22 protein-coding genes are annotated in these 20,914 nt (G+C 70.2%); 15 read left to right on the forward strand and 7 right to left on the reverse strand.

The window, feature by feature from the left end:
• Position 1: 1 nt before the first annotated feature.
• Positions 2 to 769, forward strand: coding sequence for an enoyl-ACP reductase FabI (gene fabI / locus ACWCXX_RS12040; RefSeq protein WP_451126210.1), 768 nt, complete (start codon positions 2 to 4; stop codon positions 767 to 769).
• Between the two features lie 169 nt (positions 770 to 938).
• The gene (locus ACWCXX_RS12045; protein WP_451126211.1) at positions 939 to 1,319 is read left to right on the forward strand and encodes a hypothetical protein; all 381 of its coding nucleotides are present in this window, start codon (positions 939 to 941) and stop codon (positions 1,317 to 1,319) included.
• A 206-nt stretch (positions 1,320 to 1,525) separates the two neighbouring features.
• Here ACWCXX_RS12045 and ACWCXX_RS12050 read toward each other — a convergent pair whose 3' ends face one another.
• Entirely contained in the window at positions 1,526 to 2,200 is a 675-nt protein-coding gene (locus ACWCXX_RS12050) for a FadR/GntR family transcriptional regulator (protein WP_451126212.1), read from the reverse strand.
• 256 nt (positions 2,201 to 2,456) lie between these two features.
• Here ACWCXX_RS12050 and ACWCXX_RS12055 point away from each other — a divergent pair, with 256 nt between their 5' ends.
• The 4 genes from ACWCXX_RS12055 (at position 2,457) to ACWCXX_RS12070 (ending at position 4,911) form a co-directional block, all read left to right on the forward strand.
• Positions 2,457 to 3,767: a CynX/NimT family MFS transporter gene (locus ACWCXX_RS12055; RefSeq protein ID WP_451126213.1), complete on the forward strand. Its 1,311-nt coding sequence runs from the start codon at positions 2,457 to 2,459 to the stop codon at positions 3,765 to 3,767.
• Positions 3,768 to 3,793: 26 nt separating this feature from the next.
• A complete protein-coding gene (locus ACWCXX_RS12060) occupies positions 3,794 to 3,904 on the forward strand; it encodes an SGM_5486 family transporter-associated protein (protein ID WP_451126239.1) in 111 nt (36 codons plus the stop codon).
• Between the two features lie 175 nt (positions 3,905 to 4,079).
• Positions 4,080 to 4,286 carry a hypothetical protein gene (locus tag ACWCXX_RS12065; protein WP_451126240.1) on the forward strand — a complete coding sequence of 69 codons (207 nt, stop codon included), beginning with the start codon at positions 4,080 to 4,082 and terminating at the stop codon, positions 4,284 to 4,286.
• Between the two features lie 106 nt (positions 4,287 to 4,392).
• A complete protein-coding gene (locus ACWCXX_RS12070) occupies positions 4,393 to 4,911 on the forward strand; it encodes a SixA phosphatase family protein (protein WP_451126214.1) in 519 nt (172 codons plus the stop codon).
• 271 nt (positions 4,912 to 5,182) lie between these two features.
• Here ACWCXX_RS12070 and serB read toward each other — a convergent pair whose 3' ends face one another.
• Complete coding sequence (gene serB / locus ACWCXX_RS12075) at positions 5,183 to 6,439, reverse strand: phosphoserine phosphatase SerB (RefSeq protein WP_451126215.1); 1,257 nt, start codon at positions 6,437 to 6,439, stop codon at positions 5,183 to 5,185.
• A gap of 462 nt (positions 6,440 to 6,901) precedes the next feature.
• Between serB and ACWCXX_RS12080 the strand changes: the two genes are divergently transcribed.
• Positions 6,902 to 9,472, forward strand: a complete 2,571-nt coding sequence (locus ACWCXX_RS12080) for an FHA domain-containing protein (RefSeq protein ID WP_451126216.1) — start codon at positions 6,902 to 6,904, stop codon at positions 9,470 to 9,472.
• A 100-nt stretch (positions 9,473 to 9,572) separates the two neighbouring features.
• Here ACWCXX_RS12080 and ACWCXX_RS12085 read toward each other — a convergent pair whose 3' ends face one another.
• Entirely contained in the window at positions 9,573 to 10,355 is a 783-nt protein-coding gene (locus ACWCXX_RS12085) for a transglycosylase SLT domain-containing protein (RefSeq protein WP_451126217.1), read from the reverse strand.
• A 568-nt stretch (positions 10,356 to 10,923) separates the two neighbouring features.
• Between ACWCXX_RS12085 and ACWCXX_RS12090 the strand changes: the two genes are divergently transcribed.
• The 3 genes from ACWCXX_RS12090 (at position 10,924) to ACWCXX_RS12100 (ending at position 13,149) form a co-directional block, all read left to right on the forward strand.
• Positions 10,924 to 12,069 (forward strand): GAF domain-containing sensor histidine kinase, encoded by a 1,146-nt coding sequence (locus ACWCXX_RS12090; RefSeq protein ID WP_451126218.1) that lies wholly within the window; start codon positions 10,924 to 10,926, stop codon positions 12,067 to 12,069.
• Positions 12,062 to 12,706, forward strand: coding sequence for a response regulator (locus ACWCXX_RS12095; RefSeq protein ID WP_451126219.1), 645 nt, complete (start codon positions 12,062 to 12,064; stop codon positions 12,704 to 12,706). The genes ACWCXX_RS12090 and ACWCXX_RS12095 overlap by 8 nt, the downstream gene beginning before the upstream one ends.
• Before the next feature lie 194 nt (positions 12,707 to 12,900).
• Positions 12,901 to 13,149: a chaplin gene (locus tag ACWCXX_RS12100; RefSeq protein ID WP_451126220.1), complete on the forward strand. Its 249-nt coding sequence runs from the start codon at positions 12,901 to 12,903 to the stop codon at positions 13,147 to 13,149.
• Between the two features lie 221 nt (positions 13,150 to 13,370).
• On the opposite strand, the gene ACWCXX_RS12105 is transcribed toward ACWCXX_RS12100, so the two are convergent.
• On the reverse strand, positions 13,371 to 14,162 hold the full coding sequence (locus ACWCXX_RS12105) for a hypothetical protein (protein WP_451126221.1): 792 nt from the start codon (positions 14,160 to 14,162) through the stop codon (positions 13,371 to 13,373).
• Between the two features lie 143 nt (positions 14,163 to 14,305).
• Between ACWCXX_RS12105 and ACWCXX_RS12110 the strand changes: the two genes are divergently transcribed.
• The 4 genes from ACWCXX_RS12110 (at position 14,306) to ACWCXX_RS12125 (ending at position 17,655) form a co-directional block, all read left to right on the forward strand.
• Entirely contained in the window at positions 14,306 to 15,103 is a 798-nt protein-coding gene (locus ACWCXX_RS12110) for an ABC transporter ATP-binding protein (RefSeq protein WP_451126222.1), read from the forward strand.
• Positions 15,104 to 15,286: 183 nt separating this feature from the next.
• On the forward strand, positions 15,287 to 15,715 hold the full coding sequence (locus ACWCXX_RS12115) for an NfeD family protein (RefSeq protein ID WP_451126223.1): 429 nt from the start codon (positions 15,287 to 15,289) through the stop codon (positions 15,713 to 15,715).
• 145 nt (positions 15,716 to 15,860) lie between these two features.
• Positions 15,861 to 16,796: an SPFH domain-containing protein gene (locus tag ACWCXX_RS12120; RefSeq protein ID WP_451126224.1), complete on the forward strand. Its 936-nt coding sequence runs from the start codon at positions 15,861 to 15,863 to the stop codon at positions 16,794 to 16,796.
• Between the two features lie 91 nt (positions 16,797 to 16,887).
• Positions 16,888 to 17,655 (forward strand): sulfite exporter TauE/SafE family protein, encoded by a 768-nt coding sequence (locus ACWCXX_RS12125; protein WP_451126225.1) that lies wholly within the window; start codon positions 16,888 to 16,890, stop codon positions 17,653 to 17,655.
• An 85-nt stretch (positions 17,656 to 17,740) separates the two neighbouring features.
• Here ACWCXX_RS12125 and ACWCXX_RS12130 read toward each other — a convergent pair whose 3' ends face one another.
• The 3 genes from ACWCXX_RS12130 to ACWCXX_RS12140 form a co-directional block, all read right to left on the reverse strand.
• Positions 17,741 to 18,247: an HNH endonuclease gene (locus tag ACWCXX_RS12130; protein WP_451126226.1), complete on the reverse strand. Its 507-nt coding sequence runs from the start codon at positions 18,245 to 18,247 to the stop codon at positions 17,741 to 17,743.
• Between the two features lie 146 nt (positions 18,248 to 18,393).
• Positions 18,394 to 18,933 (reverse strand): YbhB/YbcL family Raf kinase inhibitor-like protein, encoded by a 540-nt coding sequence (locus tag ACWCXX_RS12135; protein WP_451126227.1) that lies wholly within the window; start codon positions 18,931 to 18,933, stop codon positions 18,394 to 18,396.
• Between the two features lie 54 nt (positions 18,934 to 18,987).
• A complete protein-coding gene (locus tag ACWCXX_RS12140; protein WP_451126228.1) occupies positions 18,988 to 19,770 on the reverse strand; it encodes a sporulation protein in 783 nt (260 codons plus the stop codon).
• Positions 19,771 to 19,845: 75 nt separating this feature from the next.
• On the opposite strand from ACWCXX_RS12140, the gene ACWCXX_RS12145 reads away from it, so the two are divergent.
• On the forward strand, positions 19,846 to 20,487 hold the full coding sequence (locus ACWCXX_RS12145) for a DNA-3-methyladenine glycosylase (protein ID WP_451126229.1): 642 nt from the start codon (positions 19,846 to 19,848) through the stop codon (positions 20,485 to 20,487).
• Positions 20,488 to 20,914: the final 427 nt, after the last annotated feature.

The raw sequence follows: 20,914 nt of genomic DNA on the forward strand, positions 1-20,914 counted from the left end.
CATGAGCGGAATCCTCGACGGCAAGCGCATCCTCGTCACCGGTGTGCTGATGGAGTCGTCCATCGCCTTCCACACCGCCAAGGTGGCGCAGGAGCAGGGCGCCGAGATCATCCTGACCGCCTTCCCCCGGCCCACCCTGACCGAGCGCATCGCCAAGAAGCTGCCGAAGCCGGCCAAGGTCATCGAGCTGGACGTGACCGACACCGAGCACCTGGACCGCCTCGCCGGCCTGGTCCGCGACGAGCTCGGCTCGCTCGACGGCGTCGTCCACTCCATCGGCTTCGCGCCGCAGGACGCGCTCGGCGGCAACTTCCTGAACACCCCGTTCGAGTCCGTCGCCACGGCGATGCACGTCTCGGCGTTCTCGCTGAAGGCGCTCGCCATGGCCTGCAAGCCGCTGATGACCGACGGCGGCTCGATCGTCGGCCTCACCTTCGACGCGCAGTACGCCTGGCCGCAGTACGACTGGATGGGCCCGGCCAAGGCCGCGCTGGAGGCCACCTCCCGTTACCTCGCCCGTGACCTGGGCAAGGACGACATCCGCTGCAACCTGATCTCCGCCGGACCGATCGGCTCCATGGCCGCGAAGTCCATCCCGGGCTTCATCGAGCTCGCGGACGTGTGGAACACCCGCTCCCCGCTGTCCTGGGACATGACGGACCCGGAGCCGGCAGGACGCGGTGTCGTCGCCCTGCTCTCGGACTTCTTCCCGAAGACCACGGGCGAGATCATCCACGTCGACGGTGGCGTGCACATGATGGGTGCCTGATCCCGCACCACGGGCTGTGACCCGGCCGCGTACCGCCCTCGACCAGGTGGTACGCGGCCGTCGTGCGTCTGCGCCCGGCCCCGGAGCGCTCAAGTCGAAAAGAAGGCCGATCCGCCGCAGAATGTGGTGAACCGGACTTCTGGTCGGGCTGCGGGGGAGGGAGGACGCCATGCGCTCCACACGTCGCCGGACCTGGGCCCTGCTGACGGCCTCCGTAGCCGTGGCCGCACTGGCCGTCCCGATGGGGATATCCATGGCGGGCCGGGTCGGGGCCGGGGCCCCGGCCCCCGCCGCCACCGGCCCGGAACCCGCCGGAGCCGAATGCCGTACCTCGATCCGGGGCTCCCGGGTCGTCGCCTACTGCCACAACCCGTACCCCTCCACCGACCGCGTGCAACTGCACACCGAGTGCCGCCGCTGGTGGGACATCGATGCCGACGCGGCCCCGGTCGACGTGGCCCCGGGGCGGACCGTACGCCTGGACGACCGCTGTTGGAAGGAGATAGGCGCCGTCTGGATCACGCACCGCGTACAGCAGGACATGCTCTGAGCACCCCCCGCGGGCATCGACGGCGCGAGGGCCCGGTGTGCGACGTACGGCGCCGGCGGCGCGTGTGGCCCCCGGGCGCCGACGGCACGGCGATCCCCTGGCGCGTCGACCGCGAGAAACCCTGCGGGGCGGCCCGTCGGACCCGGTCCGCCCGGCAGCTGAACGCATGCGTCGGACCCGGTCCGCCCGGCAGCTCAACGCATGCGTCAGACCCGGTCCACCTGGCAGCTCAACGCATGCCCCGCGGCCTCGGCGGCCGCCGTCTCCGCGTCCCCCGCCCGGATCGCCTCGACCAGCCTGCTGTGGTCCATGTGGTTCTCCGGCCGCAGCTCGTGGCCGATGTCGCCCCGGAGGTAGTCGCGCAGCAGATCGCCCAGGTCGGCGTAGAGACCCGTCAGTACGTCGTTGTGCGAGGCGGCGACCACGGCCAGGTGCAGCGTCGCGTCCGCCTCGACGAATGCCTCGGCATCCCCCGCGGCCCAGGTCTCCTCCCGCCGCGCCATGAGCGCGTCCAGCTGCTTCAGATCCCGCTCGGTGCGCCGGGCGGCGGCCAGCCGTGCCGCCGACGACTCCAGGGTGGAGCGCAGCTCGGCGACATGACGGGGATCGGCGGAGGCGAAGCGGCGGTGCATCACCCCGGCCAGCTCGCTGGTGGCGACGACATAGGTGCCCGAGCCCTGCCGGATGTCGAGCAGACCGTTGTGCGCCAGGGCGCGCACCGCTTCCCGGACGGTGTTGCGGGCCACCCCCAGCTGCTCCACCAGCTCGGGCTCGGTGGGAATCCGTGAACCCACGGGCCATTCGCCGGAGGTGATCTGATTCCTCAGCTGGGCAATCACCTGGTCGGCGAGTGCCGAACGCCGCGGGGACGTCAGCGTCATGGTGCTCCTTGGTCGGGTTGCGGGGGTACGGGGCGGACGGGGGCGGGGCCGTTCGAGGCGCTCCGGGCGTTCAACTCGTTCAACGCGCGCGGCTCGCTCAAGGTGTCCGAGGGGCGCGGCGGTCCATGTCGTCCCGCGGACGCCTAGTGCTGTGGCCGGCAAACCTTCCCGGCCACAGCACTAGCGGTCCCGGAGGGCCCTCGAACGTTCTCAGAGGATTGGACAATCAATCATCCCATGATTCTATGATGGAGTCATGTCCGACGAGAACCAGCCCCAGACGCGGGCCCTCAGCCCCGCCGCCACGGCGGAAGCCCCCACGGACGCCCCGGCTCCGCGCGCCGCGCAGGGCCTGCGGGCGGCCCCGACCGCTGCCGGGCCCTCGCCCTGGCTGCTCCGGCTGGTCGCCGTCGGGCTGGTCCTCACCGCCCTCAACCTCCGCCCCGCCATCACCAGCCTCGGCGCCCTCCTCGAAGAGGTGCGGGACGGCCTGCACATGAGCGGCAGCGTGGCCGGTGTCCTCACCTCCGTGCCGCCGCTCTGCTTCGCGGTCTTCGGCATCATGGCGCCCCGCCTCGCCCGCCGCTTCGGACCGGGCGCCGTCGTCTGCGCCGGAATGATCGCCATCACGGCCGGCCTGGTGATCCGCCCCCTCGTGGGCGGTACCGCGGGCTTCCTCGCCGCGAGCGCCCTGGCCCTCATGGGCATCGCCGTCAGCAACGTCCTGATGCCGGTGATCGTCAAGCACTGGTTCCCGGACCGCGTCGGCTCCATGACCGGGCTCTACTCGATGGCCCTGGCCCTCGGTACCTCGCTCGCCGCCGCCGTGACCGTGCCCATGACCAGCGCACTGGGCGGCGGCTGGCGGCTCGGCCTCGGTGTCTGGGCCGTGCTCGCCGCCGCCGCGATCCTGCCCTGGCTCCCGGTGGTGCGGGACCGGCGCGGCACCTCGGTCCGGCCCGCCGCCCACGGGCAGGACGCCCCGGTCCTCCGAATCACCCGCAGCCGCACCGCCTGGGCCCTCGCCTGCTTCTTCGGCCTGCAGGCCACCGCCGCCTACATCACCATGGGGTGGATGCCGCAGATCTTCCGCGACGCGGGGGTCTCGGCCGGGACCGCGGGTGTTCTGCTCGCCGTGACCATGGCGATGGGGGTGCCCCTCGCGTTCGTCATCCCGAAGGTCGCCTCCCGGATGCGGAACCAGGGACCGATCGTCCTGTTCCTCGGCAGCTGCGGCCTCGCCGGATACGCGGGCCTCTACTTCGCACCGGCCGCCGGTGCCTGGGCCTGGGCGCTGCTCCTGGGCATCTCGAACTGCTCCTTCCCGCTCGCCCTGACGATGATCGGCATGCGCTCGCGCACCGGGGCCGGAGTCGTGCGGCTGTCCGCCTTCGCGCAGTCCGTCGGCTACCTGATCTCGATCCCCGGGCCGCTGCTGATCGGTGTGCTCTACCAGCACACCGGCGGCTGGGAGGTGCCGATCGCGCTGATGGCCGGCCTCATGGTGCCCCAGATGGCGGTCGGGGTCCTGGCCGGCCGGGACCGGACGATCGAGGACGAATGCTGAGGTGGGAGACTGGGCCCATGTCTCCTGTGCTCGACCCGAATCCCCAGAACGGTCAGAAGAAGCTCCTCCTCGTGCTCGGGGCGATGCTGTTGATCACCGTGGTGGTCGCGGTGGTCGCCTCGATCGCCTCCCCCTGATCCGGCCCGGCGGCACCGCCGGGGGTGGGGCCTGCCCCACCATCCCCTAGGGGGCTGGGGTCAGGGTGAAGTGGGTGGGTCACCGGATGGGAACGGCGCCCGCGGCTCCGTAGGTTTCTCGGTATCAGAACCGATGACCCCCGGATTCAGCACCGAGGCCCCCACGGAGGCGGACATGTCGGCCCGTACGCACCCCCGGACCACCCGCCCGGCCACGGGCGCCATCGAGGTCCGGCTGCCGTGGTGGGCCGTCGCGCTGCCCGCGGTCGCGTTCGCCGCGCTGATGCTGCTGATCGTCGGAACCGGCGACGCGCACGCCGCGACCACCGACCCCGCGATCGGCCGACTCCTCGCACGTGTCATGGCCCTGGTGACCGGCTGACGCCGTCCCCGCGTGGCCCGGCGGCCGGCCGAGGCCGCCCGCGCCCGTCGCGCGAGCCCGTCAACACCCTGCGCCGGGCAGCTCATTTCGTGCGAAGCTGAGGTGTATGAGCGTCGATACACCTCGCAGGATCGTCCTTCTCAGGCATGCAAAGGCGGAATGGTCGCAGGACTCCGACCACGAACGGCCCCTCGCGGAGCGCGGCCGCAAGGACGCCCCCGTCGCAGGCCGCAAACTCGTCGACTCCGGGATCGTCCTCGATCTGGCTCTCTGCTCCACCGCGGCCAGGACCCGCGAGACATGGAAGCTGGCCGTGCAGGAAATGCCGCACCGCCCGAAGACCGTGTACGAGGAGCGGCTGTACGAGGCGTCCCCCGGTGAGCTCATCGCCCTGATCAACGAGACCCCCGAGGACGTGCGCGACCTCCTCGTCATCGGCCACAACCCCGGCATGCACGCGGTCGCCGACATCCTCTCGGGCTCCGCCGAGGGCGACGCCCTGGCCCGGATGTCCCGGGGCGGCTTCCCGACCGCCGCGTTCGCCGTCGTCGAGTTCACCGGCTCCTGGAAGGGTGTGGAGCACGGAGTGGGCAAGCTGGTCGAGTACTGGACGCCCAACGACTGACCCCGCGCGCACGCCGGACCGCTCCGGCCGCCCCGAGGCGGCAGCGGGCCCGCACCAGTGCGCGGGCGGAAGAACAGTACGGACATCTGAAAGGGCCCCGGTGATCTCGCACCGGGGCCCTTCCCGTGACGAGGGACTCTCCGTACGGGGGCGTCTTCACGGGGACGCCGTCGCGCGAGGACATCGTCATGGAGATGCCGTCACGCGGGGACGTCGTCACGGCGGACGCCGTCGCAGGAACGTTCCTACGGAGGCGTCGTACAGGAACGCGTCAGTCGACGAGGCCGTCGGCGGCCTCGACCTCCTCGCGGGTGATGCCGAGCAGATACAGCACGGTGTCCAGAAACGGCACGTTCACCGCGGTGTGCGCGGCCTCGCGGACCACCGGCTTGGCGTTGAAGGCCACCCCGAGACCGGCCGTGTTCAGCATGTCCAGGTCGTTGGCACCGTCACCGATCGCCACGGTCTGCGCCAGCGGCACCCCGGCCTGCTTGGCGAAACTGCGCAGCAGCCGGGCCTTGCCCGCCCGGTCGACGATGTCGCCGACGACCCGCCCGGTGAACTTCCCGTCGACCATTTCCAGCGTGTTGGCGGAGGCGAAGTCGAGCCCGAGCCGTTCCTTCAGATCGTCGGTGACCTGGGTGAACCCGCCGGAGACCACGCCCACTTGGTAGCCGAGCCGCTTCAGCGTACGGATCAGGGTGCGCGCGCCCGGCGTCAGCCGCACCTCGGCGCGCACCTTGTCCACCACCGACGCGTCGAGCCCCGCCAGCAGCGCCACCCGGGCGTGCAGCGACTGCTCGAAGTCGAGTTCGCCGCGCATCGCCTGCTCGGTCACCTCGGCCACCTTGTCCTCGCAGCCCGCGTGGGCGGCGAAGAGCTCGATGACCTCGTCCTGGATCAGCGTCGAGTCGACGTCCATGACGACCAGCCGCTGCGCCCGGCGGCTCAGCCCGGCGGACACCACCGCCACGTCGACGCCGATCCCGGCCGCCTCCGTGGCCAGGGCCGTCCGCAGCTCCGCGGTACCGGTGCCCGAGACCGCGAACTCGACCGCCGTGACCGGGTACTTGGCCAGCCGGAAGATGCGGTCGATGTTGCCGCCGGTGGAGGTGATCGTGGCCGCTATGGCGGCGGTGGACTCCGCGGTCAGCGGGTGCCCGAGCACCGTCACGTGGGAACGCCCGTAGCCGCGCGGCCGGTTGTCGCCCGTACCGGAGATGATCTCGGCCTGGAGCTTCAGCGACTCGGCCCAGCTGTGCACGGTCGCCCGCAGGTCGCCCTCGGTGGTACCGCCCGCGGCCGGGGTGGTGACCAGCGCACACAGGACGATGCGGCCACGGGTGACGACCTGCTCGATGTCGACCACGTCCACCGAGTAGGCGGCGAGGGTGTCGAAGAGCCCGGCGGTGATGCCGGGACGGTCCTTCCCGAAGATCTTCACGAGAAGGGTGGGTGTGTCCGCGCCCCAGAGGGGCTCGGAGGGCTCAGGAGACCGGGAGGACTGAGGGGGCTGAGATGCGCTCATGGTGCTTCCACCGTATCGGTCCCTCCCGTGGCACCGGAGGTCCGTCCCGAGGACCGGACAGTGCGTCGGCCCCGTGCCCCGCCCGGACCGGGGACCGGGCGGAGGGCGCGGACGGCCGGGGCGAGGCGCTTTCCGAAACGCCGGGTGACAGACGCGTGGACGCGGGGTGACCGGGGCGCGTACTCGTGCGATGACGGAGCGCGTACGGCCGGGCCCACCCATGGCCGGGCGGGAAACGGAAGTGAATGCCCATGTTCAAGCAGTTCGCGGACGGCTTGTCATCAATCGTGGCGAATTATGACCCCTGTCCTCAATTTTTCGTGCCGACACCGTAACGATGCAGGTCTCGGCAGGGTCTTCACCCCGTCCGACTTTCGTATCCGGGACCGCTCCTGGAATAGTTCCCCACGATGTTCAGCATCCCTAGGCTCCCTGTGATGGGGGTAACTCGGGGGACAACTAGTGGGGCGCGGAGTGCCGGAACTCGTACTGGAATTGAATGGAAGGACCTGGACGCTCGATCCGTCCAGGTCGTACACCCTCGGGCGCGATCCGCAGGGCGACCTGACGATCGAGGACGCCAGGGTCTCGTGGCGGCATGCCACGATCAGCTGGAACGGCCGTAGCTGGTTCATCGAGGACCACGGCAGCACCAACGGCACCTATGTGCGGGGCCACCGGATCCAGCAGCAGGAGATCGGTCCCGGCTCCGCCGTGCATCTCGGCAACGCCACCGACGGGCCGCTGCTGAGCCTCGCCGCCCCGGCGGGCGCCGCGTACAACGGTCAGGGCGCGGGCGCTCCGCAGCAGCAGCCGCCGCAGCAGGGTGGCGCCGGCTGGCCCGCCCCGCAGGGCCCCGCTCCGCAGCAGCAGGGCTGGCAGCAGGCCCCTCAGGGGCAGCCCCAGCAGCCCGTGCAGCCCCAGCAGCCCGTGCAGCCCCAGCAGCCCCAGGTTCCGCACCAGCAGGGCATGGCGGGCACCCCCGGCGTCGGCGGTGCCGCAGGGGCCCCGCCGATGTACGGCGACCGCAGCCCCACCACGTTCCACCAACTGGCCCTCGGCCGCGTCATGCGCATCGGTCGTGCGCTGGAGAACGAGCTGGTCGTCTCCGACCTCCAGGTCTCGCGCCACCACGCCGAATTCCACGCGACCCCCGACGGCCGCTTCGAGATCCGCGACCTCGGATCCCACAACGGCACGTACGTCAACGGTCAGCCGCTCTCCAAGTCCGGCTCCGCGCTCATCGGCCCCAACGACATCGTCGGCGTCGGTCACTCGACCTTCCGCCTGGTCGGCGACCGGCTGGAAGAGTTCGTCGACACCGGTGAGGTCTCCTTCTCCGCCCGCCACCTCACGGTGACGGTCGACGGCGGGAAGCAGATCCTCAAGGACGTCTCCTTCGGCGTCCCGGAGAAGTCGCTCGTCGCGGTCATCGGCCCGTCCGGCTCCGGCAAGTCCACCCTGCTCAAGGCGCTCACCGGCTACCGGCCCGCCAACCAGGGCGACGTCCTCTACGACAACCGGAACCTCTACAAGCAGTTCGCCGAGCTGCGCCAGCGCATCGGTCTGGTCCCGCAGGACGACATCCTGCACAAGGAGCTCACCGTCATCAAGGCGCTCAAGTACGCGGCCAAGCTCCGCTTCCCCGCGGACACCACCGAGGCCGAGCGCCAGGCCCGGATCCTCGAAGTCCTCGCCGAGCTCAAGCTCGACATCCACAAGGACAAGAAGGTCACCTCGCTCTCCGGCGGTCAGCGCAAGCGCGTCTCCGTCGCGCTCGAACTGCTCACCAAGCCGTCGCTGATCTTCCTGGACGAGCCGACCTCCGGCCTCGACCCGGGCATGGACCGCGACGTCATGCAGCTGCTGCGCGGCCTGGCCGACGACGGCCGTACCGTCCTCGTCGTCACGCACTCCGTCGCCGAGCTGGCCATCTGCGACAAGCTGCTCGTCATGGCGCCGGGCGGTTCCGTCGCCTACTTCGGCCCGCCGGAGGAAGCACTCAACTTCTTCGGCTACACCACCTGGGCCGACGTCTTCTCCGCGTTCGAGAACTACCGCGACTACGACTGGGCGGGCCGCTGGCGCGGTTCGCAGCACTACCAGATGTATGCCGCGGACATCGACGCCGTCGCCGCGCAGTCCGTGCACATGCCGCCCCCGCAGCAGATGCGCCCGCCGAAGCCGCAGAGCTGGTCCGCCCAGCTGTGGACGCTGATGCGCCGCTACATCTCGGTGATCGCGTCCGACAAGGGCTTCATGGGCCTGATGGTGATCCTGCCCGCGGTGCTCGGCGTCGTCAGCGTGGTCATCCCGGCCGACTTCGGCCTGGCCCCGCCGAAGCCGCCGGCCCGGTTCAACGGAGCTGCCGGAACGATCATGCTGATCCTCGCGGTCGGCATGTGCTTCTCCGGCGCGGCCAACTCCGTACGAGAACTGATCAAGGAACGCGTCATCTACGAACGGGAACGGGCCACCGGCCTGTCCCGCTCCGCCTACCTGATGTCCAAGGTGATCGTTCTCGGCGTGATCACCGCCATCCAGGGCGTCATCATCTGCGGCATCGGCTTCGCCACCCGCGAGCTGCCCGAAGAGGGCCTGATCATGCCGCCGGCCGTCGAGCTCTGCCTGACGATCATCGTGCTCGGCTTCACCTCGATGATGTTCGGCCTGGTGATCTCCTCGCTGGTGAAGACCGCCGAGAAGACCATGCCGCTGCTGGTCATGTTCGCGATCGTCCAGGTCGTCTTCACCGGCATCCTCTTCCAGGTGTTCGGCTCGCCCGGCCTGGAGCAGTTCGCCTGGCTGATGCCGTCCCGCTGGGCCATCGCCGGCGCGGGCACCACGCTCGACCTCTCGCACCTCATGGCGCCGTGGGACCCGAAGAACCCGACCGACCTGGACCCGCTGTGGGAACACTCGGCCGGTCAGTGGGGCATCAACATCACGGTGCTCCTCCTCCTCGGCGTCGCCTGCGGCGTCGCGGTCGCGCGACTGCTGCGCCGCCACGAGCCGGAGGTCATGCGCAAGTGATCACAGGTACCGGGGCGGACGCGCCGGTACCGGACGCCGAAGGGCGGCACCCCGCGGGGTGCCGCCCTTCGGCGTGTGCGTGCGGCGTCCGGACGCCGGCTCAGTACGCGCTGTTGACGTTGTCGATCGAGCCGTACTTGTCGGCCGCGTAGTTGGCGGCGGCCGTGATGTTGGCGACCGGGTCGTAGATGTTCGACGAGGTGCCGGGGACGTGGTACGCGTTGAACGTCGGCTGGATGACCTGCAGCAGACCGCAGGACGGGGTGCCGTTCTGGGCGTTGATGTCCCAGCCGTTGACCGCGTTCGGGTTGCCGGTCGACTCGCGCATGATGTTGCGGTGCAGCCCCTCGTACGAGCCGGGGATGCCGTGGGCCCGCATGACGTCCAGGGCCTCCCGGATCCAGCCGTCCAGGTTGTTGGCGTACACCGGGGTGCGGGCCTGGGAGCGGCTGGCGGCCCGCGTCTCGGTGCGCTCGGCGACGGAGGCCTTCGCCTTCGCACGGGCGGCGGCCTTCGCCCTGGCCTCGGCCTTGGCGGCTGCCTTCGCCTCCGCCGCCGCCTTCGTCTCGGCGGCCGCCTTCTTCTTGACGGCGGCGGCCTTCTTGGCCCTGGCGAGGTCGGCGGCCTTCACCAGCTTCTCGGCGGTGGAGTGCTGCTCGATGATGCTGGCCTGCACGGTCCTGACCTGCGGGGTACCGGCGGCCGACGCGAGAACCACGGGGGCGGCGGAGACGGGAGCCTCGGCCTCGGTCTTGGTCTCGGCGTTGGCGGGGACGAGCGAGAACGAGAGCGCGGCGACCGCAGCGGCGGAAATGCCCGCGACGGAGAGCTTCTGGGCCTTGTTCAGGCGACGGCGACGGCCGGGGATGCTGGACACGGACATGCAGACATACCTCTTCGAATCGCGGAAGTCCTCACGGAGGACGAAGACGGGAAGCGCGTTTTCGCATCTCCGTCGGGGACGAGAGCAATTCTTAGCGGCGGCAAAATCTGGTGGCAAAGATGTGACGTACGAATCCGGGTAGTGGATCAACGGCCCGCTCGGCCGCGCGGAACCGCGCTCATGCCCACTGATGTGGTGCTTATGTGTCCACTAGTCGACTTCGTAAGTGATGTGGGTCCTATGTGCGGCCTCACATCGGACGCACCCCAGATTCACCAAACGTTGCTTCAGCAACTCGGAATGTGACGTTCCGGCTGTGGGGTGCGGCTGGCCGCCCTCGGACGCCCCGCCGGGGACACCACACGAACGCCCGGATCCCGGCACGGACCGTCCTCGTACGTACGCGCGTGCGCGTACGCGCGGGACATGACGGGGGAGCGGGGGCGAAGAGGCGGGCGGCGCACACCCGAAGAGGCATTGCCCCAGGTCGGGACCTAGTCCCCATGCCCTAATACGAAGCCGTCCACAGGCCGATACGGCGTGCGCGCCCCGCCGGTACGGTGAGGCCATGAGCCATCGCCCGCCATCGGGTCTCGCAGCCGTGAGTGCCGCGCTGCTCGCCATGAGCAGGCACCTCGAAGTGCGTGACGTCCTGAAGACGATCGTCGCCTCGGCCCGCGAACTGCTGGACGCCGAGTACGCCGCGCTGGGCGTTCCCGACGACCACGGCGGCTTCGCCCAGTTCGTCGTCGACGGCGTCAGCGACGAGCAGTGGAAGGCCATCGGCCCCCTGCCCAGACAGCACGGCATCCTCGCCGCGATGCTCCACGAGGCGAAGGCCGAGCGCCTCGCCGACGTCCGCAAGGACCCCCGCTTCGAGGGCTGGCCCGCCGCCCACCCCGACATGTCCGACTTCCTGGGCCTGCCCATCAGGGACGGCGACGAGGTCATGGGTGCGCTCTTCCTCGCCAACAAGCGCTGTCCCAAGCCCGAGGGCAGCTGCGGCTTCACCGCCGAGGACGAGGACCTGCTGGCCATCCTCGCCCAGCACGCCGCGATCGCCCTCACCAATGCCCGGCTGTACGAACGCAGCCGGGAGCTCACCATCGCCGAGGAGCGCTCCCGGCTCGCCCACGAGCTGCACGACGCGGTCAGCCAGAAACTCTTCTCCCTGCGGCTGACGGCCCAGGCCGCCGCCACCCTGGTCGACCGCGACCCGGCCCGCGCCAAGGGCGAGCTGCACCAGGTCGCCGCGCTCGCCGCCGAAGCCGTGGACGAGCTGCGGGCCGCCGTCGTCGAGCTGCGCCCCGCCGCGCTCGACGAGGACGGACTCGTCGCCACGCTCCGCACCCAGATCCAGGTACTGGACCGGGCCCACACGGCCCGGGTCACCTTCGAGAGCCTGGGCGTACGGGCCCTGCCGGCCGCCCAGGAGGAAGCGTTGCTCCGGGTCGCCCAGGAGGCCCTGCACAACGCGCTGCGCCACTCCGGCGCGGAACGCGTCGCGGTCACCCTGGCCCGGCGCGACGGCGGCACACTGCTGCGGGTCACCGACGACGGCAGCGGTTTCGAACCCGCGGCGACCCGGCAGGCGGGCCGGCACCTGGGCCTGGTTTCGATGCGCGACCGGGCCGGCGGCGTCGGCGGCAGGCTCACCGTTGAATCGGCGCCCGGCAAGGGCACCACGATCGAGATGGAGGTACCCGGTGGCTGACCGGATCATCAGGGTGCTGCTGGTCGACGACCACCAGGTGGTCCGCCGCGGTCTGCGTACGTTCCTGGAGATCCAGGACGACATAGAGGTGGTCGGGGAGGCGGCCGACGGCGCCGAGGGCGTGGCCAGGACCGAGGAGCTCCGTCCCGATGTCGTCCTGATGGACATCAAGATGCCCGGCACCGACGGCATCGAGGCGCTGCGTACCCTGCGCGAGCTCCAGAACCCGGCCAAGGTCCTCATAGTCACCAGCTTCACCGAGCAGCGCACCGTGGTCCCCGCACTGCGCGCCGGGGCCTCCGGCTACGTGTACAAGGACGTCGACCCGGACGCCCTGGCCGGCGCGATCCGCTCCGTGCACGCGGGGCACGTCCTGCTCCAGCCGGAGGTCGCGGAGGCCCTGCTCGCCCAGGAGGAACCGGGCGGAGGGACGGGCCGGGGGAACACCCTCACCGAACGGGAGCGGGAAGTACTGGGCCTGATCGCCGACGGCCGCTCCAACCGCGAGATCGCACGGGCGCTGGTCCTCTCCGAGAAGACCGTCAAGACGCACGTCTCGAACATACTGATGAAGCTGGACCTCTCGGACCGGACGCAGGCGGCCCTGTGGGCCGTCCGGCACGGGGCGGCGAGCTGAACCACCGGCGGAGCCGGTCACCGGTGAAGTCGGTCACCGATGGAGCGGACCACCGGCGGAACGGGCCGTTGTTCTCCGGGCCGAGATTCATACTGTCGGGTGTATGTCACCCGGACGGCGCAACCTGTCCGGAGTCGGGGCGTTCTCCAGGGTGCTGCGGCGGCCTGCCGCAGCCACACCAGGAGGACTCTGAAGTGAAGAACCTGAAGAAGGCAGCTGCCGTCACCGTGATCGCCGGTGGAATCATCGCCGCCGGTGCGGGCGCGGCCTCCGCCACCGGTCACGGCGCGGGCGCCCACGGCGTCGCCACCCACTCCCCGGGGGTGGTCAGCGGCAACACCATCCAGGTACCGGTGCACGTCCCGGTCAACGTGGTCGGCAACACGATCAACGTGATCGGTCTGCTCAACCCGGCCTTCGGCAACCTCGGCCTGAACGGCTGACCCGGCCGACCGGCTGAACGGACCGACCCGCTCCACGGTCGTACGCCGTCGGGTGGACCGGGTACGGCGGCCCGGTCCGCCCGACGGCACCCCGAGCCCAGTCCCGCCCGGCACACGCCGAGGCGCGCCGGGGTGCCGGGCCGCTCCGAGTACCCCGTGGCACACCGGGCCGCTCCGAACACACCCGAGCACACCGGGCCACCGGAGAACCCGGCCCCGGACTACCGCTCCCGCTGTCTCTCCCGCTCTTCCACATACGCGTTGTACGCGGCGACCTGCGCCCGCCGGGCCACCCGCTCCACCGGCCTCAGCGCCTCGCCCCGGGCCGCGATCTCCGAAGCGCTCACCGCCCCGCCGTGCCCGTTCTCGTACGCCACCGAGATCAGCAGCCCCACCCGCTGCGCCAGCTCCAGCACCCGCACCGCCCGCGGCGGATACCCCGGGGCCAGCACCTCGCGCCCCCGCTCCGCCCGCGCCCGGTACGCGTCCACCGCGGCCTCGGCCACCGGCCCCGAACCGGCCACGTCCAGCCGCGACAGCACCGCCGTCGCATCCCGCAACGCCTCGGCCAGCTCCCGCTCCGCCTCGCCCAGCGACGGCACATCGGCCGGCGGCGCCTCCCGCACCGGCAGACACCGCCACACCACCTCGACGTGCAGATCCCCCGCGGGCCCCACCTCGCGCACCTCGGGAACCAGCCCGTACGGCGCCCCGAAGGCCACCACCGCCTCCTCGGCCTCCAGCGCCCGCGCGTTGAAGTCCGGCGGCCCGCTCAGCCCCAGCGGATGGCCGGGCGCCGGAAGCGCCACCCGGAACCCCGTCACCCCCAGACCCCGCAACCGCCCGAGCGCCAGCGTGAGCCCGACCGGCCCCGCCTCGCCCGGCAGCCCCTCGACACGGTGCACCGCGTCCTCCCCGACAATGGCGAGCACCGCGTCGTCCGGCGACACGAGTCCCGCCAGAAGCGCGTTTCCCCAAGCGGCCAACAGCCCTGAGCGTGGTTCCGAAAGCATGGCACCAGCCTAGGGAACCGGCCGGGGGCCCGTGGTCGCACGGGCCCAGCGCCGGGAGCACTCGCGCGGTGGCGTAGATTTCCCTGGGAGCTGTGCCCACAGGCACGCGACGATCTCGACACTGCATGGGGAGACAACGCGCCATGAGCGATGTACTGGAGCTGGTGGACGTATCCGTGGTCCGCGACGGACGCGCTCTCGTGGACGACGTCTCCTGGTCGGTCAAGGAGGGGGAGCGCTGGGTCATCCTCGGCCCGAACGGCGCGGGCAAGACCACTCTCCTCAACATCGCGTCCAGCTACCTCTTCCCGACCACCGGCACCGCCAAGATCCTCGGCGAACGGCTCGGCGGCGTCGGCACCGACGTCTTCGAACTCCGCCCCCGCATCGGCATCGCGGGCGTCGCCATGGCCGAGAAGCTGCCCCGCCGCCAGACCGTCCTGCAGACGGTGCTCACCGCCGCGTACGGCATGACCGCCACCTGGCACGAGAACTACGAGGCCGTCGACGAGGAGCGCGCCCGCGCCTTCCTCGACCGGCTCGGCATGACCGAGTACCTCGACCGCAAGTTCGGCACCCTGTCCGAGGGCGAGCGCAAGCGCACCCTGATCGCCCGCGCCATGATGACCGACCCCGAACTGCTGCTCCTCGACGAACCGGCGGCGGGACTCGACCTCGGTGGCCGCGAGGACCTGGTCCGCCGCCTCGGCCGACTGGCCCGCGACCCGTTCGCCCCCTCCATGATCATGGTCACCCACCACGTCGAGGAGATCGCCCCCGGCTTCACGCACGTCCTGATGATCCGCCAGGGCAAGGTGCTCGCCGCCGGTCCCATGGAGACCGAGCTGACCTCCCGCAACCTCTCCCTCTGCTTCGGCCTGCCGCTCGTCGTGGAACACACCGGCGACCGGTACACGGCCCACGGCCTGCCGCTCGCCTAGGGCGGCACGGAACGGGCCTCCGGGCACGACAACCGGAGCGGGCCCGGGGCGCGGCGTACGGACACAAACGGATACGACGAACACGACGGACGCGGTGGCACCGCGGCCACGAGGGGCGCAACGGGCCACGGCTGCCCGATTGTGCCCTGTCCGTGAGGGCCTTCGCGGTCCTACCATGACCAGGTGGACATCGACGCGTGGGTGTGGTGGCTGATCGGCGCGGTGGGACTGGGCATCCCGCTCGTCCTGACCGCGATGCCCGAGTTCGGCATGTTCGCCGTCGGAGCGGTCGCCGCGGCGGTCGTCGCGGCCCTCGGCGGCGGCATCGTGGCCCAGGTACTGGTATGCGTCGTGGTCTCCGTGGCGCTCATCGCCGTGGTCCGCCCGATCGCCGCCAGACACCGCACCGACCGGCCCCAACTCTCCACCGGCATCGACGCGCTGAAAGGCCGTCAGGCCGTCGTCCTGGAACGGGTCGACGGCAGCGGGGGCCGGATCAAGCTGGCCGGGGAGATCTGGTCCGCCCGCACCTTCGACGGGGAACAGAGCTTCGACCCGGGACAACAGGTCGATGTCGTCGACATCGACGGAGCAACGGCAATCGTCATGTGACCGAACCACCCACACGGCAGGGCCTGTTCTGCCAGACTCGATGTAGATCATCATTGAGACCGGGGCCGTCACGACAGCCGGCCCCTCCCGCGATCTCGACCTCGATCATCGCGATCCGTCGGCAACCGAAGGGCAACGAGGAACGATGCAACCGATCATCATCGTCCTGATCATTCTGGTGGTGCTCGTCTTCATCGCCCTGATCAAGACGATCCAGGTCATCCCACAGGCCAGCGCCGCCATCGTGGAGCGCTTCGGCCGCTACACACGCACGCTCAACGCCGGTCTGAACATCGTCGTTCCGTTCATCGACTCGATCCGCAACCGCATCGACCTCCGTGAACAGGTCGTGCCGTTCCCACCGCAGCCGGTGATCACCCAGGACAACCTGGTCGTCAACATCGACACCGTCATCTACTACCAGGTGACCGACGCGCGGGCCGCGACCTACGAGGTCGCCAGCTACATCCAGGCCATCGAGCAGCTCACCGTCACCACTCTCCGCAACATCATCGGTGGCATGGACCTGGAGCGGACCCTGACCTCCCGCGAGGAGATCAACGCCGCCCTCCGCGGAGTCCTCGACGAGGCGACCGGCAAGTGGGGCATCCGCGTCAACCGCGTCGAGCTCAAGGCGATCGAGCCTCCCACCTCCATCCAGGACTCGATGGAGAAGCAGATGCGCGCCGACCGGGACAAGCGCGCCGCGATCCTCCAGGCCGAAGGAACCCGGCAGTCCGCGATCCTCACCGCGGAGGGCGAGAAGCAGTCCGCGATCCTGCGCGCCGAGGGTGAGGCCAAGGCGTCGGCCCTGCGTGCCGAGGGTGAGGCCCAGGCCATCCGTACGGTCTTCGAGTCCATCCACGCCGGGGACCCGGACCAGAAGCTCCTCTCGTACCAGTACCTCCAGATGCTCCCGAAGATTGCCGAGGGCGACGCCAACAAGCTCTGGATCGTGCCCAGCGAGATCGGCGACGCGCTCAAGGGCCTCAGCGGCGCCTTCGGCAACCTCGGCAACGGCGCCCCCGGATTCGACACCGGCAGCGGCAAGGAACGCCGCGAAGAGCCCCCGGTCGACTGAGAACCGTCACGGAACCCCGGGCGACTGACGTGTACACACCCTCGTGCATGATCAGTGCATCAAGCACCGATCCTGCACGGGGGGACACGCAATGAACATCTGGGAGATGCTCGCCGTCTTCGTCGCGGGCATCAGCGCCGGAGCGATCAACACGATCGTCGGCTCGGGAACGCTGATCACCTTCCCCGTGCTGCTCGCCACCGGCCTGCCACCGGTCACCGCCACCGTCTCCAACGCCCTCGGTCTGATCCCCGGTTCCATCAGCGGCGCCATCGGCTACCGCAAGGAACTCACGGGGCAGCGCCGCCGCGTGCTCCGACTCTCCGTCGCCGCCCTCGTCGGCGGCCTCACCGGCGCCGTCCTGCTGCTGGCACTGCCCTCCACGGCCTTCGAGACGATCGTGCCGATCCTGGTGGCCCTGGCCCTCGTCCTGGTCATCCTGCAACCACGCATCAGCAAAGCGGTCCAGCGCCGACGCGAGCAGGACGGCACCGCCGCCCGCCCCGACGGAGGCCCGCTCCTCTTCGTCGGCCTGATGCTCGCCAGCGTCTACGGCGGCTACTTCACCGCCGCCCAGGGGATCATCTACCTCTCCCTCATGGGCATGCTGATCGACGACACCATGCAGCGCCTCAACGCCGTCAAGAACGTGCTGGCCGCCATCGTCAACAGCATCGCCGCGCTCTTCTTCCTCTTCGTGGCGGACTTCGACTGGACGGCCGTCGTGCTGATCGCCGTCGGCTCCGCGATCGGCGGCCAGATAGGCGCGAAGGTGGGCCGCCGCCTCAGCCCCACCGTCCTGCGCACCCTCATCGTCGCGGTCGGCACGGTCGCCATCGTCCAGCTGCTGCTCCGCTGACACGCGGGAGCCCGCCCCCGAGGGGACGGGCTCCCGCCACGGCCTGCCGCCACGGCCTTCCGCTACGACGAAACGCGTACGCCGATTACGCCGCGGCACCGTCCAGCCAGTCCGGCAGCTCCGACCGCTCACCGGCCCCCAGCGCCAGCAGCATCGCCTGCGCCGGAGACGGGACGAACGGCTGCCGCAGCAGCGGCATCCCCGCCTGCTCGGGCGTCCGGGCCGCCTTGCGGTGGTTGTCCTCGGCACAGGAGGCCACCGTGTTGAGCCAGGTGTCCTGACCACCCTGGGCCCGCGGGACGACGTGGTCGACGGTGCTCGCCCGCCGGCCGCAGTACGCGCACCGGTGCTGGTCCCGTACCAGCACGCCCCTCCTGGACCACGGGGCGTGTCTTCGGAAGGGAACCCGTACGTACCGGCAGAGCCTGATCACCCGGGGCACCGGAATGTCCACGGCGGCGCCACGCATGCGGAGATCGGGATGCGACTGCTCGACGACGGCCTTGTCCTGCAGGATCAGCACCACCGCACGGTTCGGCGTCACCGTCGACAGCGGCTCGAAGCTCGCGTTCAGTACCAGCGTGTCCCGCATCTCGCCCACCTCCCGTGTGCCGCCCGCCCCCTGGCAGGCCCGGATCAACTCTGGCCGGGCGGGCCGGGATGGACAACGCAATAAAAAATGCCCTGTCCCGGTCTCTTCGGGACCAGGACAGGGCGAACAGCGGGGAAACTCTCGGCTCACGCCTCCTGGGCGGGGGACGCGTACTCGCCGATCAGCTGGGCGCGGCCCAGCGTGTGGAAGCGCAGGTTGAATCCGACGGCCGCGGGCGTCGCGTCGCTGTCGACCCCCAGCCTCTCGGTGTCGACCGCGTACACGGTGAAGACGTAGCGGTGGTTCTCCCCGGCCGGCGGCGCGGCACCGCCGAACTCCTTCGAGCCGTAGTCGTTGCGGACCTGTACGGCACCGGCGGGCAGCCCTTCGAACTTCCCGCTGCCCGCACCGGCCGGCAGTTCCGTGACCGAGGCCGGGATGTCGAAGACCACCCAGTGCCAGAATCCGCTGCCTGTCGGGGCGTCGGGGTCGAAACAGGTCACGGCGAAGCTCTTGGTCTCCGCCGGGAAACCCTCCCACCGCAGCTGCGGCGAGGTGTTCCCGCCCGCGAACACCTGGGCGTCCGCCAGCACGGCGCCGGGGGCGAGATCCTCGCTCACCACCGTGAACGACGACACCTCGGGATGGAAGTCGTGCGGCAGCGGAGCCCTCTTCGACTCGGTCATGTCAGCACCTCTCCTGATCGCTCTGTTACTGCTGTCAGCCGGTCCCCACCGACCCTAGAGCCAGTTGCGCTGACCGCCGACCTGGGCGAGCCACTGGTTGAGGTACGCCGCCCAGTCGGTCCCCTGGTAGTCGTTCAGCCCGACCTTGAACGAGCGGTACGAGTCGCTGCCCTCGCTGAAGAGCCCCGCCTTCTTGTCCATCTCCAGGACGACGTCCATCTCGCGCTCGTCCGCGACGAAGGACAGCTCCACCTGGTTCAGCCCGCGGTACTGCTGCGGCGGGAAGAACTCGATCTCCTGGTAGAACGGCAGCCGCTGCCGGGTGCCGCGGATGTGGCCGCGCTCCATGTCCGCGCTGCGGAAACCGAAACCGAGCTGCCCGAAGGCGTCGAGGATGGCCTGCTGGGCCGGGAGCGGGTGCACGTTGATCGGGTCCAGGTCGCCCGAGTCCAGCGCCCGTGCGATCTCCAGCTCCGTGGTCACACCGATGTTCATGCCGTGCAGGTGTTGACCGGCGAACATCGTGATCGGCGTCTCCCAGGGGATCTCGAGCCCGAACGGCACGACGTGCACGGCACCGGCCTGCACCTCGAACGCTCCACCGAGCCGCAGCTTGGTGAACTCGATGTCCTGCTTGGTCTCGGTGTCCTGGCCCTCGACCTCGACCCGGGCCTGCAGACCGACGGAGAGGCCCTCGATCTGCTGGGAGACGGACCCGCCCTGGATCCGCACCTCGCCCTGGACGACCCCGCCCGGTACGACGTTGGCCTCGGTCAGCTCGGTCTCCACCGAAGCACCGCCGGCACCCAGACTCGCGAGCAGCCGCTTGAAGCCCATGTTTACTCCTCCTTGGTCCTGACCCCACTACATACGCGTCACGACCGTAGTCGGTTCCCGGTACCCTCGAACGCCATGATCGAGGGCATGGACCGTACGCCACTGACGCGCGAATTCTTCGACCGCCCCGTACTGGACGTGGCCCCCGACCTCCTGGGCAGGACCCTGGTGCGCACCACCCCCGAGGGCCCCATCGAGCTCCGTCTCACCGAGGTGGAGGCGTACGCCGGAGAGATCGACCCCGGCTCGCACGCCTTCAGGGGTCGCACCGCGCGCAACAGCGTCATGTTCGGACCGCCGGGGCACGTGTACGTCTACTTCACCTACGGCATGTGGCACTGCCTCAACCTGGTGTGCGGTCCGGAGGGCAGGGCGAGCGGGGTCCTGCTTCGCGCCGGCGACATCCAGGTCGGCGCCGAGCTCGCCCGTAAACGTCGGAACTCGGCCCGTAGCGACAAGGAACTCGCCAAAGGGCCGGCCCGCCTGGCGACCGCCCTCGACATCGACCGCGCCCTGAACGGCGCCGACGCCATCGCTCATCCCGGAGCCCCGCTCTCCGTGCTGCACGGCACCCCACCACCGCGTGACCAGGTACGCAACGGCCCGCGCACCGGAGTGGGCGGTGACGGGGCCGCACACCCCTGGCGCTTCTGGATCGACGGAGACCCCACGGTGAGTCCCTACCGGGCCCATGCACCACGCCGCCGCGCAACTTGACTCACCCTTGAGGGACCCCTAGTGTGGCCCGAGCCGCTTGAACGGGTACTGCTGTCGATACGGTCCATCGGACCGCATCCGAGCACCTGGCAGCGGCCAACCACTACCTACGACTCACCCTGACGGGTGCGAATTCGGCATGCCGTAATTCGTTTCTGTGGCTCGATTATGAGTCACCAAGAAAATCGGTTAATGTAGTGGACGCCGAAAGGCAAAAGACCACTTCGACGGTCGCTGGAATTCGAAATCCGGTCCGGAAACGGGACGGGAAAAGGATCTGGTAGAGTCGGAACCGCCGGAAAGGGAAACGCGGAAGCGCGGAACTTGAAGGCGGATCCCGGTCCGGCCGGGAATCGGGCCCGGAAGGGTCTGATAGAGTCGGAAACGCAAGACCGGAGGGAAAAGCCCGGAGGAAAGCCCGCGAGGG

The sequence above is a fragment of the Streptomyces sp. NPDC001732 genome, from assembly GCF_053596315.1.

Bases quoted from the DNA above. Each gene is read 5' to 3' on its own strand.
- fabI (WP_451126210.1), top strand. From the start codon at position 2: ATGAGCGGAATCCTCGACGGCAAGCGCATCCTCGTCACCGGTGTGCTG.
- ACWCXX_RS12045 (WP_451126211.1), top strand. From the start codon at position 939: ATGCGCTCCACACGTCGCCGGACCTGGGCCCTGCTGACGGCCTCCGTA.
- ACWCXX_RS12050 (WP_451126212.1), bottom strand. From the start codon at position 2,200: ATGACGCTGACGTCCCCGCGGCGTTCGGCACTCGCCGACCAGGTGATT.
- ACWCXX_RS12055 (WP_451126213.1), top strand. From the start codon at position 2,457: ATGTCCGACGAGAACCAGCCCCAGACGCGGGCCCTCAGCCCCGCCGCC.
- ACWCXX_RS12065 (WP_451126240.1), top strand. From the start codon at position 4,080: ATGTCGGCCCGTACGCACCCCCGGACCACCCGCCCGGCCACGGGCGCC.
- ACWCXX_RS12070 (WP_451126214.1), top strand. From the start codon at position 4,393: ATGAGCGTCGATACACCTCGCAGGATCGTCCTTCTCAGGCATGCAAAG.
- serB (WP_451126215.1), bottom strand. From the start codon at position 6,439: ATGAGCGCATCTCAGCCCCCTCAGTCCTCCCGGTCTCCTGAGCCCTCC.
- ACWCXX_RS12085 (WP_451126217.1), bottom strand. From the start codon at position 10,355: ATGTCCGTGTCCAGCATCCCCGGCCGTCGCCGTCGCCTGAACAAGGCC.
- ACWCXX_RS12090 (WP_451126218.1), top strand. From the start codon at position 10,924: ATGAGCCATCGCCCGCCATCGGGTCTCGCAGCCGTGAGTGCCGCGCTG.
- ACWCXX_RS12105 (WP_451126221.1), bottom strand. From the start codon at position 14,162: ATGCTTTCGGAACCACGCTCAGGGCTGTTGGCCGCTTGGGGAAACGCG.
- ACWCXX_RS12110 (WP_451126222.1), top strand. From the start codon at position 14,306: ATGAGCGATGTACTGGAGCTGGTGGACGTATCCGTGGTCCGCGACGGA.
- ACWCXX_RS12120 (WP_451126224.1), top strand. From the start codon at position 15,861: ATGCAACCGATCATCATCGTCCTGATCATTCTGGTGGTGCTCGTCTTC.
- ACWCXX_RS12125 (WP_451126225.1), top strand. From the start codon at position 16,888: ATGAACATCTGGGAGATGCTCGCCGTCTTCGTCGCGGGCATCAGCGCC.
- ACWCXX_RS12130 (WP_451126226.1), bottom strand. From the start codon at position 18,247: ATGCGGGACACGCTGGTACTGAACGCGAGCTTCGAGCCGCTGTCGACG.
- ACWCXX_RS12135 (WP_451126227.1), bottom strand. From the start codon at position 18,933: ATGACCGAGTCGAAGAGGGCTCCGCTGCCGCACGACTTCCATCCCGAG.
- ACWCXX_RS12140 (WP_451126228.1), bottom strand. From the start codon at position 19,770: ATGGGCTTCAAGCGGCTGCTCGCGAGTCTGGGTGCCGGCGGTGCTTCG.
- ACWCXX_RS12145 (WP_451126229.1), top strand. From the start codon at position 19,846: ATGATCGAGGGCATGGACCGTACGCCACTGACGCGCGAATTCTTCGAC.